Here is a 12663-nt window from a genome sequence, read left to right as displayed (position 1 = left end):
CAATCACCTTTGGTGATTGCTGGTGTTGCTTGAGGCATTAGCCACTAACTGCCTCCCCTCAAAAGGATTGAGTGATGAGTGAACGTATTCCCGTTAAAGACGTGAGTCCAGCACCTAAAAAAAGAAGCCCTAAAAAGCGTGCTCCGGTTGACCGATATAACCCTAAAGAACAAATTTATGTCCGTGAGCAAAAAGGCTTGTTTCAACGTTTACGTAAATATATGGGGTGGGTGTTCATTGCCGCCTTTGTGATTGTACCGTTTATTCCTTACGGTGATCGCCAGGCCATTTTGCTAGACATGGCTGCTCGCCAATATCACTTTTTTGGTTTAACCCTGTGGCCGCAAGATTTATTGCTGCTGGCTTGGTTCTTCATCATTGCCGCATTTGCGCTGTTTTTTATTACCACCTTTCTGGGGCGGGTTTGGTGTGGTTATTTATGCCCACAAACCGTGTGGACCTTCATCTTTATTTGGTTTGAAGAGAAGATAGAAGGCAGTGCCAATAAGCGCAAAAAGCTCGATCAGTCGGCTTGGGATTTTAACAAAATATGGCGTAAAACCGCCAAACATACCGCTTGGATAGCGGTGTCGGTGTTTACCGCCCTGTCGTTTGCAGCCTACTTTGTGCCGGTAAAAGAACTATGGTGGGACTTCTTCACCCTAAATAGCAGTGGCGCAGTCAACTTCTCGATTATATTTTTCACCGTTGCCACCTACGCCAATGCTGGTTGGATGCGCACCATTGTGTGTACCCATATGTGTCCCTACGCGCGCTTTCAGTCTGCCATGTTTGATAAAGACACCTTTATCGTGGCCTATGATACCTCTCGGGGTGAGGCGCGTGGCCCACGTAAACGTAACGCTGATCATAAGGCCCAAGGTTTAGGTGACTGTGTAGATTGTGATTTGTGTGTTCAGGTATGCCCTGCCGGTATCGATATTCGTGAAGGCTTACAGTACGAGTGTATTAACTGTGGCGCTTGCATTGATGCTTGTGACCAAACCATGGAGCGAATGAATTACCCTAAAGGCTTAATTCGCTATACCACCGAGCACAATCTAGCTGGGCAAAAAACCGATATTTTGCGCCCGAAACTGATTGGCTACGGCATTGTACTTACTATCATGCTGGTGGCGTTTGTGTTCACCTTATTGAATGTAAAACCGATGCAGTTAGATGTATTACGCGACCGTTCATCTTTGTATAACGAAACCTCGGAAGGTTTGGTAGAAAATACCTATACCTTGAAGGTGATTAACAAGTCTTCAGAAGCGCGTGAGTTTCACTTAAGTGTGCGCGGTTTAGAAGAAGTAGAATGGATCGGACAACAAACCGTAACGGTGAATGGGGGTGAGGTGTATAGCTTGCCGATGTCTTTAGCGGCAGACCCTTACTTGATGTCTGGTTCGATCACCGATATTGAATTTATCTTAGAAAGCGGTGATGACCAGTTTATTCAACATAGTCGCTTTATTAGTGGTGGTTAGTCTGCGATGAGTATGATCTTGCTTTGTTTAGCGCTACTGCTGGTGTTGCCTTATCTATTGGCGGCGGCCGGCTCGCTAATGAAGCGGCGTCAGCTGGGCGTGGTTAATAATCACGACCCTAGAGAGCAAGCATTGCAATTAAACCAAACTGGGCGGCGTTTATATGCCGCCCAGCAAAATGCATGGGAAGCCTTAAGTTTATTTACTGCGGTCACTGCGATTAGTTACTTTTCGGGGCTTAAGCCTGAAATGGTGCACATCCCCGCGCTTGTTTTCTTGGCTACTCGGATTGCTCACCCGTTGTTATATGTGTTTGGTTTGGCTACGCTTCGCTCGCTGGTAACCGCTCTTGGGTGGTTAAGTTGTATTTACATTGTCTGCTTAGCATTTATTAGCTAGGCCTTTAGCATTACTGCTACACTGCGTTCATTACCTCTTGTAGCTGTATGATTATGAGCGCTTTCTTATTTACCGAATTGCACCCCGATTTAATCCTCGATGCCATTGAATCCCAAGGGATCTATCCCAGTAGTGGCTTGTTAGCCCTAAACTCTTACGAAAATCGGGTTTATCAGTTTAAAGCTGAAGACGAGTTGCGTTATGTGGTGAAATTTTATCGGCCAGAGCGCTGGAGCAAAGCGCAAATCATTGAAGAACATCAGTTCAGCTTATCGATGGCCGAAGTGGATGTGCCCATTGTGGCGCCGCTGGAGCGGGATGGGCAAACCCTTTTTGATTACAAAGGTTGGTGGTTCGCTATATTCCCAAGCGTAGGTGGCCGAGGATTTGAAGTCGACAATCTCGATCAGCTTGAGCGGGTTGGCCAATATCTAGGCCGGATGCACCAAAAAGTAGGCACTCAGTTATTTGAGCACCGCTTATCGATTAATACCGAAGAAATGCTCGACCAGCCCTTAATCTTTCTTAAAGATTGGCTTCCAGAAGGTTTACAGCTGCCCTTTTTTACCATTGCCGAGCAAGTTGCAGACGCCGCAAGAGCCGCTTATAAGCCAAGCAAAATTATCCGCTTACATGGTGATTGTCACCCCAGTAATATTTTATGGCGCGACGGCCCAATGTTAGTCGATTTAGATGACGCGCGTAATGGCCCCGCGGTGCAAGACCTGTGGATGATGTTAGCGGGTGACGATAATGAACGACGCATTCAGCTAGAGGTATTGTTAGAAGGTTACGAGTCATTCTGTGAATTTGATAGCCGTGAACTAAGCTTGATTGAGCCTCTGCGAGCCATGCGCATGATTCACTATATGGGTTGGTTAGCTCGCCGTTGGCAAGATGCGGCTTTTCAGCGGGCATTTCCTTGGTTTAACTCGCAGCGTTACTGGGAAGACCAAATTTTAGCCCTAAAAGAGCAGCTTTCAGCTTTGCAGCAACCCACTCTATCGCTTATGCCGGGGTACTAAGATGAACCTAGAAATAGAACGTAAATTTTTAGTCAATGATATGAGCTTTATAGCGCAAGCTGCTAGCCATAATCGGATTGTACAAGCCTATTTAAACAGTGATAAAAGCCGCACAGTGAGAGTGAGAATTAGCGGTGATATGGCTTTTTTAACCATCAAGGGCAAGAGTAACGACAGTGGCTTAAGCCGTTTTGAGTGGGAGCAAGCGATAGCCCAAACTGATGCTGAACAACTACTGACATTATGTGAGCCTGGACGTATCGATAAGGTACGTTATCTGGTGCCGGTGGGGAAGCATACCTATGAGGTGGATGTGTTCGCCGGTGATAACCAAGGCCTAGTTCTGGCCGAAGTGGAGTTACTTGATGAACAAGAGTTATTTGAAAAACCCAGTTGGTTAGGCGCTGAAGTCACCGGTAATCGTCAATACTACAATAGTATGTTAAGCAAAAACCCATTTATTAATTGGCCTTAAAGCACGGCTTTGTTCACATTAACTCAGCTAAGAGTTTAATTATGCTGGCATCTTCTGGCTGGCGATATAGGATTGATCTAAAAGGTGAATAATTTGTAATGAGGTTGTAAATGCCAAATATGCTTACTCCGGTTGATGCTTTAATGCATTGGCAAAAGCAACATCCCCAGCAAGTCTACTTACGTCAGCCTATCGATGATGTTTATCATGAGAAAACCTGGGCGATGGTGGCCCGCGAAGCAGGACAAATTGCTCAAGGGCTGCGTCAAGAGGGTTTAGAGCCTGGCGACAAAGTCGCTATTTTGGCTAAAAATAGTGCCGAATGGTTTATTGCCGATCTCGCGATCATCATGGCGGGCTGTATCAGCATCCCTATTTACGCTACCGCCAGTGTTGATACCATTGCTTTTGTACTAAAACACAGTGAAGCCAAGTTGCTGTTTGTTGGTAAATTAGACGAATGGGGCAAGCAAGCTGCTGCTATTCCTATTGGTTTAAAAACCGTTGCTATGCCTTACCCAACGATGCCTTGCCATATTCAATGGCAAGACTGGTTAAACGACCTATCGGTGATAGATAAACATCACTTGTGGTCTGAGAACGACATCATGACCATCATCTACACCTCGGGCAGTACCGGCGACCCTAAAGGTGCAGAAATTAGTTTTGCCGCTTATCGCTATGCCAGTGAGCAATTGATCGACGTATTAGGCGCTAGTGGCGATGACCGTGTGATGTCTTATCTGCCTTTAGCGCATATTACCGAGCGAGTTTACATTCAAGGTACCAGTATTTTTAATGGTCAGTTTAGCGTGTCGTTTGTTGAGTCATTAGATACCTTTGCCGATAACTTGCGCAGTGTGCAACCTACCCTGTTTATTTCGGTTCCGCGGCTTTGGACACGCTTCCAACAAGGGGTGTTTGAAAAGTTACCGCCTAAAAAGCTCAAATTATTGCTGGCGATCCCCTTTGTGTCGGGCCTGATTAAGCGCAAAATTCAAAAAGCCTTGGGCTTGAACAAGGCGCGCATACTCGGCTGTGGTAGTGCGCCAGTGGCGCCATCTTTATTGCGCTGGTATCAAACCATTGGCTTGAATATTTCAGAAGCCTGGGGAATGACCGAAAACCTCGCTTATGGCACCCTAAATGTGCCTTTTCGGAGTGACAAAATAGGCACCATTGGCCAACCTGGCCCGGGTGTAGAAGTAAAGGTCAGCGAACAGGGTGAAATTTTAGTGAAAGGCGCTGGCATGATGCAGGGCTATTACAAACATGCTGAGCTGAGTGCTGAGTCTATCGTTGATGGTTGGCTGTATACCGGCGATAAAGGCACGATTGATGACGACGGTTATGTCAAAATTATTGGTCGAGTAAAAGAAAGTTTTAAAACCGCGAAAGGAAAATATGTTGCCCCCGTTCCTATTGAGCAGAGCCTTGCCGACAATTCGATGATCGAGCAAGTCTGTGTGGTGGGCAGTGCGCTGACACAACCTTGTGCCCTTGTTGTATTGGCCGCCGAGATGAAGCAACACCCGCAGGCACAAATTGAGGCCAGCTTAAACCGTACTTTGACCAAGGTTAATGAGCACCTTGAGAGCCATGCGAAATTATCCCACCTGATGGTGGTTGAAGAAGACTGGAACGTAGACAATGCGATGCTAACGCCCACCTTAAAAATACGGCGAAACCAAGTGGAGCAATACTACACAGAGCTTATTCACCGCGAATCAGATGCAAAAATAATGTTTGAAATGGGCTCTTGGCAAACGTAAATTACTGTCAAGGCCACTGACAAAGATTGACCGAGTACAAGCTTATCTTTATGCTCGGTTTTTTATGTGTTCACTTAAGGAAATGTAGAGTGATGAAAAAGATACTAATTGGTTTGATGGCGATGTTAGCAATGCCAATGGTAATGGCTGCTGATTTTAAAGAAGGCAACCATTACGAAGTGATTAAGCAAACGGCGACCGCTAAACCAGAAGTAATAGAATTCTTTTCTTATTACTGCCCACACTGTTTTAAATTTGAACCAGTGGCAGAAGGTATTAAAAAATCACTACCTGCAGGCGTAGCGTTTAAAAAGAACCATGTTAGCTTTATTGGCGGAAAAATGGGCGAAGAAATGGTTCGCGCTTATGCAGTAGCAGAAATGCTAGAAGTAGAGCCGGCTATATCGGGTGCTATTTTTGATTCTATCCATAACAAACGCCAAAACTTCACTAGCCGTGATGATCTGCGCAAGATTTTTGTGGCAAACGGTGTGGATGGTAAGAAGTTTGATAGTGCCGCAAATAGCTTCGTGGTGAATGGCATGGTGTCGCAAATGGACAAAAATACCATCAATTATAAGATCCGTGGCGTTCCAGCCTTGATCGTTAATGGTAAATACCAAGTGAACACTGGCTCTGTGAAGTCTATTGAAGAACTAAACGAACTCGTTAATTACTTGGTTAACCTTAAAGGTTAAGCAAGTGGTGATTGACAAAAAGCAGCCCTTGTTGGCTGCTTTTTTGTTTCTTCTATAAGCCTAAATCTACTTGATATTGGCGCTCATAGGTTCTCAATATTCGGTTTATCTCTCCACTTTTTTGCAGTTGATTTAAACTCGATTGCAAATTGATTAAAGTGATGGCTTCGGTGCTTTTATTGCAGGCAATAGCGCGTAATGAGCTGTAAAACTGAAAGCCTTGAACCTGAATGCCTAAATCAAAATGCTGTTGAATATAAGCGGCTGATAATACATCGCTGGCCCAAGCATCAGTGCGCAAGCGGTTAAGCTTTTTAGCACTGTTTAAATTGGTTTTAGCTAAATCAACATTAATGCTAAAACTCTCTAGATACTCACCTATACCGCTTCCTAAATAACTGCCGATGGTTAAGCTGCTTAAGTTGCCAATACTCTTTAGTGGCACTGCCTGTTGGCTACGCTGGTATATGGCGTAGCGGCTAACAAATAGCGGGCTAATCCATGAAAACGAGCTTTCTCGGGTTTGGGTTCGCTCAATGGGAAATACACATTGGTTTGGCGATTCTTGCGCCCTTAAGTAGGCGCGTTTAAGCGGCAATAAGTTAACTTTGATGTCGAGTTTACTGTGTTGTTTAAGCTGCATCAGTATATCGATGGCGATGCCACTTAAGCCCTTATCACCATCAATAACATAGGGTGGGTCAACATAGGTATTAAAAACCAGCGGGGTGGCCCCCAAGCTCTGGCTAAGGACGAGTAATACGCCACAACAGCATTGAGTTAGGGTTGCCATTGTTTTATCAATTCCGAGTAGCTTAAGGTTTTCCCTTTTGGTTTTTCATTGTCTAGCTTAGGCTTGGGGGCGCCAGGATGGGCTAACCATAAGCTTTCATCTTGGGCGGTAATCAATTTAGGGCTACAGGCATGCTGAGTCTCATGGCCTATCTTTCGCAATGCTAAATCCATGCTTTGCGCTAACTCATGCATCACCAGTGGAACGGCTTCTTCTTGGTCGCTGGCTCGGCCAATAAATTGCCACCATAGCTTCGATAGCTCTGGGTAATTGGGCACGTTTAACCCGGTGGGGGTCCATTCATTGCGAGCCTTACTTTGATAAAATTCCACTAAGCCGCCTAACTCTTTCGCACGTTGAGTAAACGGTGTAGACATAATATCACTTTGGCGAATTGGGGTAAGTCCCACCATGGTTTTGCGCAAGGACACGGTTTTAGAAACATTAAATTGAGCGTATAGCCATGCCGCTTGTTGGCGTTTAACTGGGGTTGATTTCAATAAGGTCCAAGCGCCAACATCTTGATAACCAGATTTCATACCCGGTTGCCAATAAGCACCACGCGGAGAAGGTGCTACCCGCCAAAGAGGCAGGCCTTGTGCGTCGGTAATGGGCAAGTCGGGGTGGCTTAAATCAGCAGTAAAGGCGGTATACCAGAAAATTTGCTGAGCTATATGGCCTTTGGCTATCTCAGCCCCTGCCTCACTGAAATTCATTTTTTGCGCTTCGGGTGGGGCAAAACGTTTTAACCAATCGACATATTTTTGAACCGCATAAATGGCCGCCGGCGAGTCCAAGGCGCCACCACGCTTCATACTGGCTCCCGCTGGGCTACAGCCATTACTGCGAATGCCCCATTCATCGACTGGAAAGCCATTGGGTAGACCTACATCGCCCATGCCAGCCATGGATAACCACGCATCAGAAATTCGCCAACCTAAAGAAGGGTCTTGTTTGCCATAATCCATATGCCCGTAGACTGTTTTACCATCGATTTGTTTGACATGTTCGGTAAAAAATTCGGCGATATCTTCATAGGCCGACCAGTTAATCGGTACTGCTAAAGCGTAACCATATAGCGCTTGAAACTGTGCTTGTAAGTCAGGCCGGTTAAACCAATCTTGGCGATACCAATATAAATTAGCAAACTGCTGGTCTGGTAGCTGCAACAGTTCACCGTAAGGGTCGGTCGTAAAGGCGATGCCGATGAAGTCATTCAGATCTAAACTGGGTAAGGTGACAGCTTGCCCTTGCTGGCGCATAAATTGGCTTAAGCTAAGGATTTTGTCCGAGCGAAAGTGGCCACCAATTAAATCACTGTCACTGACATAAATATCGTAAAAGTTTGTGCCTAAATCCATTTGGCTTTGCAGTTTTTTTACCACATCGTCTTCACTGCTTAACTCGTGGATCACTTTAATGCCGGTGAGTTGGTAAAATAGCGGGGCGATTACCGTGGCTTCGTACCAATGAGTATTAATGCGCTCAGAAATAGCGCGAATAGTCATACCTTGATAGGGTTGAGCGGCTTGTTTAAACCAACGCAGCTCCTCAATTTGTTGAGTTTGATTTAGGCTAGAGGGGCTGAACTCACTTAACCATGGGCTGAGATCGTCGGCATAGCTTGTCGCATGCAACAGCCACAAGCCAATCAATGCAATGCGCAAGTTCACCCCTGATGGTTAAGTATTACTCTTAAAAATAGCAGCTAAATAATCATCGGGGAATTGGATTGCTAAGAGATCTAGTTTTTTATTATGTTTTTTAGATAGTTGTCTTTGTTTTGCCAAGTACTATCTAACCACAGCTTAAAGTGCCGCTTAAACTGTTTATCTTGTAAATAGTCACCGCGCAGCTGAGGGCCTATAGAGATAGTATCTATTTTTATCACCACTTTGTTTAGCCTTCCTGATAGCAGCGCTTTAAACGGTGGCTCTTGTTGAGTGGTGCCTGGGTAGGCCAATGTCACATCGATTATTTGATCAAATTGCTCACCTAATGCTGACAAGGTGTAGGCAATACCCAAGGGTTTGGGTGGCAGTAGGTGTTGATAGTTAGAATGGCTAGTTTGTTGCTTTTCAGGGGTGAAACGGGTGCCTTCAACAAAATTGATCACCGTGGTGGGGCTGCTTTTAAATTTCTCGCAAGAGCGCTGAGTAGCTTCTAGGTCTTTGCCTCTTTTCTCGGGGTTCTTGAGTAAATACTGGCGAGAGTAGCGGCGCATAAATGGCATGTCTAAAGCCCAACAAGCTAAACCAACAAAAGGTACATACAGTAATTGTTGTTTTAAGAAAAACTTAGGCATTGGGATGCGCGAGCCAAACAGCATACATAGCAAGACAATATCGGCCCAACTTTGATGGTTGCAAATCATCAAGTACCAACTGTTTTTGTCTAACTGGCTGTTATCTTCAATGACAAATTCGGTATTGTTAACCAGCAGAAAAATAGCGCGATTAATTTCACTCCAGCACCACATCAATTGATTACATAACTTACCAATCAGCGGATAGGCCATCTTAGGCAGGATTAACTTAATCAAGCCACAAATGATAATGATGGAACCAATAAAGGCGGTGTTTAGAATCGCTAGGCTTGCAGACAGAATAACTAGCATTGGAGTAGGGCAAAAACGTAACATAGTGATCTACATGGCTCTATTGGTAGCAATTAACGGGTATTTATTGAGATTAAAATCAGCATAAATTATGGTGGCGCCCATTCTAGCATTTTTTTTCGCGGGCGAAACGCCGACCACTATATGCTGGTGTTGTAAATCTATTCGCCTAGCTTGGAGGCTCAATGAGTGACTTTGTATTACATCCACAATTAGAAAAAGACGGTATTTGGCTGGGTGATTTTGAGCTTAGTCGCGTGTTGTTGATTAATGACAGCCAATTTCCTTGGTTGGTACTAGTGCCAATGATTAATGATATTGGTGATATTTATCAATTAGATAGTTGCCAACAAGCGCAGTTTTGGCGAGAATCAAAACGGCTGAGTAAAGCCATTATGGATATTTATCAGGGTGATAAATTGAATTTGGCGGCATTGGGCAATATGGTGCCACAGCTGCATGTTCATCATGTGGTTAGGTTTCATAGTGACCCATTATGGCCACAGCCAATCTGGGGTAAGCTTAGCGCCCAAGCTTACACTGACGAGCAACGGGCAGAACAAATCGCTGCTATCCAGCAAGCCCTTATGCCGTATTGGCAATCAATGGCAAATTAGTCGCAGCTAAGCGGCATTACAATAACAATAGGAAAAACAATGGACGGTTTTTGGCGTGGTTTATTTTTCATCATCGTAGTGATGCTGTTAGTACGATGTGATACCAATAGTTCTTTATACGATGCAGAAGAAAATGGCATCAGGGTAGAAGTACCGCGTTTTCTACAAACCCCAATATTGTGGGTAGATAAGCAAGTTGGCGAGCAGTTGTTGTGGGGATTTAATCCACCTTGGGCCGATGACTACGTATTTCAGTTATATAAAGAGACAGAGGGAAATACTCCCCCTGCCGAGTAAGCTTAATTAAGCCAATTTAGGTTTAATCAAAACGCAGGTTTTTGAGGTGTATACTCAAGGCCTGTGCCACGCCACTTAGGTGGCTATGTACTTGTTGGCTTTGCAGTGCGGCGCCTGCATTGGCTTCGCTGCCATCTCGCAGAGTCAGTATGTTTTGATTAATCTCGTCGGTGGCTTGGCGTTGTTGGGCTGTCGCCACGGCACTTTGCTGGTTACGTTGCTCTAAACCACCCACCAGCTCCTCAATTTGCTCTATCTGTAAGATGTTGGCTTTAGCCTGCTCTGCTTGCTGGGTTATCCCCTTGGCAGTGCTCTCTAGGTCGCTTTCTACGGTTTCAGATACCTGTTGCAGCTGGGCAATGGTTTGCATGATTTCTTCGGTAGATTGTTGGGTGCGTGATGCCAAGTTTCTCACTTCATCGGCCACCACGGCAAAACCTCGCCCTTGTTCACCCGCTCTTGCTGCTTCAATCGCTGCGTTTAAGGCCAGTAGATTGGTTTGCTGTGAAATGCCACTGATGACATCCACCACCGACCCTATATTTTGACTGCATTCGCGCAGCTCTTCTATAGCCGGCCTAGTTGAACTCATGTGAAACGACAGTTCATCTAATTGGTGCATGGTATCGCGTTGTAGTTGTAAGTTTTTTTGGGCAATCTCTAAAGCGTGTATCGATACTTTTGCTGTTTCGGCACTGTTATTCGCCACCTCTTCTACAGAGCTATTCATTTCTGTCATCGATGAGGCAATTTGGTCTATCTCACTAAACTGACTTTGGGTATTGCTATGGGTAATTTGCGTGGCACTGGCCAGCTCGGTGTTGGCGTCTAGCAAACTGTCACTTGAGGCTTTCACATCTTGCAGTAAGCCTTGATTTTGTTGGCGTAAACTCTCTAATTTCAATCCAATTTCAGAAAACTCGTTACCTCCATCCACCTTGATAGCTTGGCTATAATTGCCTTTGCCTAGACGATCTATGGCGATGCTTAGTTGATCCATTTGTTTGGCTAAATTACGGCTTACCAACCAGCTTAATACCCCAAACAAACCACAAGCGAGTAGCAAACGTAGTAAGGTGGATACATAGAGGCTGTTGAGCTCTTGGTCTATGCGATCGATGTATACACCGGTACCAATAATCCAGTTCCAATCATCGACTTTTTTCACATAAGAAAGCTTAGCGTGCATTACCTGAGTTTGCGGGTGCAAAAAGTGATATTGCACCGCACCCTCACCGCTTTTTCTTACGGTGTCGCGCATTGCTTGCCAGTGAGCCAAGCCATTGGCATCACGTACTTGGCTCATGTCGCGGCCAATGCTGTTAGGGCGAATTGGATGCATCAGTAGCTTGAGATCTAAGTCGTTGACCCAGAAATACTCATTGCCTTGATAACGCAATTGGGCAAGTGCTTCTAGCGCTAGCTGCTGGGCTTTTTCTTGTCCTAGTTGGTCTTGTTGCTGTTGGTAGTGGGCCACTAAGCTGGTGGCGATATCTAGGTTGGTATCCAGTTGTGTTTGGTAGCCTTGATAGAGAGTTTGTTTGATCTGTTGGGTATTGTTCCAAGCTTGCAAGCAAACAACAAATAACACGAGGGCCGCACTTAACAAGAATAGTTGGGGGATTCTAATTTTACTGAACATGATTTCACTTCTTTAATTTAGTGAAACTATGTTCAGATAAAATTGATATTTTGGGCTTAATTCAGATCAAGATAGCTGCCGCTTTAAACTAAAATTAAAGTAAAAGCTGTAATTTAAATCATTTACTCATCATCAATATGATCCCAAGCCTCTTTGCTCATTTGCATTTTCTCCCACCAGCTGTCATCGGCAATAATTTGGCCGTGCTCATCGATCTGTGGAATAGGCAAACCTTTGCGCTTACAGGCTTCGGCAAATATAGGGTGGCCGCCTTCAAATAAAATGCGGTTTTGTTCTTCAGGGCTCACTTTACATGGCGGTTGGTACATGCCAGCATTTTGTCGTTGGCGTTGTGCTTCATATAAAATCAGCGCACTGGCTACGGAAACGTTAAGCGATTGCACCATGCCTACCATGGGGATAATAATGTCTTGATCGGCTAAGGCTAAGGCGGTATCTGAAATACCATGTTTCTCTTGCCCCATTAAAATAGCGGTGGGTTTGGTGTAATCCACCTCGCGAAAATCGATGGCGCTATCGGATAGATTAGTGGCCAAGATTTGCATGCCGCTATTGCGTAAGCTGGCTACAGCATCTTCGATTTTTTCGTGATTATGCACTTTCACCCAGTTTTGGCTACCAGTGGCAGTGCCACGGCGCAACTCATCTTTGTAGTTTTCCCACACTGCATGTACGTGGTCTACGCCAACAGCATCACAGGTTCGAACGATCGCCGACAGATTGTGAGGTTTATGTACATTCTCCATACAAACGGTTAAATCTGTTTGGCGGGCGTCTAGCATTGCTCGAATACGTTGATGGCGTTCTGGTGTCATGT

General features: G+C 45.0%; 13 protein-coding genes. 8 read left to right on the top strand and 5 right to left on the bottom strand.

Annotated elements, in window-relative coordinates:
• Nucleotides 1–74 precede the first annotated feature (74 nt).
• From ccoG to ACVFI8_RS10500, 6 genes are all read left to right on the top strand, one after another.
• Nucleotides 75–1490, top strand: a complete 1416-nt coding sequence (gene ccoG, locus ACVFI8_RS10525) for a cytochrome c oxidase accessory protein CcoG (protein ID WP_248713549.1) — start codon at nt 75–77, stop codon at nt 1488–1490.
• A 6-nt stretch (nt 1491–1496) separates the two neighbouring features.
• The gene (locus ACVFI8_RS10520; protein ID WP_457873777.1) at nt 1497–1889 is read left to right on the top strand and encodes an MAPEG family protein; all 393 of its coding nucleotides are present in this window, start codon (nt 1497–1499) and stop codon (nt 1887–1889) included.
• Between the two features lie 53 nt (nt 1890–1942).
• Nucleotides 1943–2914, top strand: a complete 972-nt coding sequence (locus ACVFI8_RS10515) for a serine/threonine protein kinase (RefSeq protein ID WP_457873776.1) — start codon at nt 1943–1945, stop codon at nt 2912–2914.
• Between the two features lies 1 nt (nt 2915).
• Nucleotides 2916–3389, top strand: a complete 474-nt coding sequence (locus tag ACVFI8_RS10510) for a CYTH domain-containing protein (protein WP_248713546.1) — start codon at nt 2916–2918, stop codon at nt 3387–3389.
• A gap of 110 nt (nt 3390–3499) precedes the next feature.
• Entirely contained in the window at nt 3500–5161 is a 1662-nt protein-coding gene (locus ACVFI8_RS10505; RefSeq protein ID WP_248713545.1) for an AMP-binding protein, read from the top strand.
• A 92-nt stretch (nt 5162–5253) separates the two neighbouring features.
• Nucleotides 5254–5859 (top strand): thiol:disulfide interchange protein DsbA/DsbL, encoded by a 606-nt coding sequence (locus ACVFI8_RS10500; RefSeq protein WP_248713544.1) that lies wholly within the window; start codon nt 5254–5256, stop codon nt 5857–5859.
• Nucleotides 5860–5911: 52 nt separating this feature from the next.
• On the opposite strand, the gene ACVFI8_RS10495 is transcribed toward ACVFI8_RS10500, so the two are convergent.
• The 3 genes from ACVFI8_RS10495 to ACVFI8_RS10485 form a co-directional block, all read right to left on the bottom strand.
• Nucleotides 5912–6652 (bottom strand): substrate-binding periplasmic protein, encoded by a 741-nt coding sequence (locus ACVFI8_RS10495; RefSeq protein WP_248713543.1) that lies wholly within the window; start codon nt 6650–6652, stop codon nt 5912–5914.
• Entirely contained in the window at nt 6640–8319 is a 1680-nt protein-coding gene (locus tag ACVFI8_RS10490) for an ABC transporter substrate-binding protein (protein ID WP_457873775.1), read from the bottom strand. Before ACVFI8_RS10490 ends, ACVFI8_RS10495 begins: the two co-directional genes overlap by 13 nt.
• A gap of 77 nt (nt 8320–8396) precedes the next feature.
• Nucleotides 8397–9293 carry an acyltransferase gene (locus tag ACVFI8_RS10485; RefSeq protein ID WP_457873774.1) on the bottom strand — a complete coding sequence of 299 codons (897 nt, stop codon included), beginning with the start codon at nt 9291–9293 and terminating at the stop codon, nt 8397–8399.
• A 161-nt stretch (nt 9294–9454) separates the two neighbouring features.
• Here ACVFI8_RS10485 and ACVFI8_RS10480 point away from each other — a divergent pair, with 161 nt between their 5' ends.
• Nucleotides 9455–9886, top strand: coding sequence for an HIT domain-containing protein (locus ACVFI8_RS10480; RefSeq protein ID WP_248713541.1), 432 nt, complete (start codon nt 9455–9457; stop codon nt 9884–9886).
• Between the two features lie 39 nt (nt 9887–9925).
• On the top strand, nt 9926–10183 hold the full coding sequence (locus tag ACVFI8_RS10475) for a hypothetical protein (protein ID WP_248713540.1): 258 nt from the start codon (nt 9926–9928) through the stop codon (nt 10181–10183).
• A gap of 22 nt (nt 10184–10205) precedes the next feature.
• Here the strand turns inward: ACVFI8_RS10475 and ACVFI8_RS10470 are convergent, their stop codons facing one another.
• Complete coding sequence (locus ACVFI8_RS10470; RefSeq protein ID WP_457873773.1) at nt 10206–11825, bottom strand: methyl-accepting chemotaxis protein; 1620 nt, start codon at nt 11823–11825, stop codon at nt 10206–10208.
• A 122-nt stretch (nt 11826–11947) separates the two neighbouring features.
• The gene (trmH, locus tag ACVFI8_RS10465; RefSeq protein WP_248713538.1) at nt 11948–12661 is read right to left on the bottom strand and encodes a tRNA (guanosine(18)-2'-O)-methyltransferase TrmH; all 714 of its coding nucleotides are present in this window, start codon (nt 12659–12661) and stop codon (nt 11948–11950) included.
• Between the last annotated feature and the right edge of the window lie 2 nt (nt 12662–12663).

The sequence above is a fragment of the Agarivorans sp. MS3-6 genome (assembly GCF_054112545.1).
Note: the sequence above shows the minus strand (reverse complement) of the source record. Positions and strands in the feature narration are given on the sequence as shown.

Bases quoted from the DNA above. Each gene is read 5' to 3' on its own strand.
- ACVFI8_RS10470 (WP_457873773.1), bottom strand. From the start codon at position 11,825: ATGTTCAGTAAAATTAGAATCCCCCAACTATTCTTGTTAAGTGCGGCC.
- ACVFI8_RS10495 (WP_248713543.1), bottom strand. From the start codon at position 6,652: ATGGCAACCCTAACTCAATGCTGTTGTGGCGTATTACTCGTCCTTAGC.
- ACVFI8_RS10480 (WP_248713541.1), top strand. From the start codon at position 9,455: ATGAGTGACTTTGTATTACATCCACAATTAGAAAAAGACGGTATTTGG.
- ACVFI8_RS10485 (WP_457873774.1), bottom strand. From the start codon at position 9,293: ATGTTACGTTTTTGCCCTACTCCAATGCTAGTTATTCTGTCTGCAAGC.
- ACVFI8_RS10500 (WP_248713544.1), top strand. From the start codon at position 5,254: ATGAAAAAGATACTAATTGGTTTGATGGCGATGTTAGCAATGCCAATG.
- ACVFI8_RS10520 (WP_457873777.1), top strand. From the start codon at position 1,497: ATGAGTATGATCTTGCTTTGTTTAGCGCTACTGCTGGTGTTGCCTTAT.
- ACVFI8_RS10515 (WP_457873776.1), top strand. From the start codon at position 1,943: ATGAGCGCTTTCTTATTTACCGAATTGCACCCCGATTTAATCCTCGAT.
- ccoG (WP_248713549.1), top strand. From the start codon at position 75: ATGAGTGAACGTATTCCCGTTAAAGACGTGAGTCCAGCACCTAAAAAA.
- ACVFI8_RS10510 (WP_248713546.1), top strand. From the start codon at position 2,916: ATGAACCTAGAAATAGAACGTAAATTTTTAGTCAATGATATGAGCTTT.
- trmH (WP_248713538.1), bottom strand. From the start codon at position 12,661: ATGACACCAGAACGCCATCAACGTATTCGAGCAATGCTAGACGCCCGC.
- ACVFI8_RS10505 (WP_248713545.1), top strand. From the start codon at position 3,500: ATGCCAAATATGCTTACTCCGGTTGATGCTTTAATGCATTGGCAAAAG.
- ACVFI8_RS10475 (WP_248713540.1), top strand. From the start codon at position 9,926: ATGGACGGTTTTTGGCGTGGTTTATTTTTCATCATCGTAGTGATGCTG.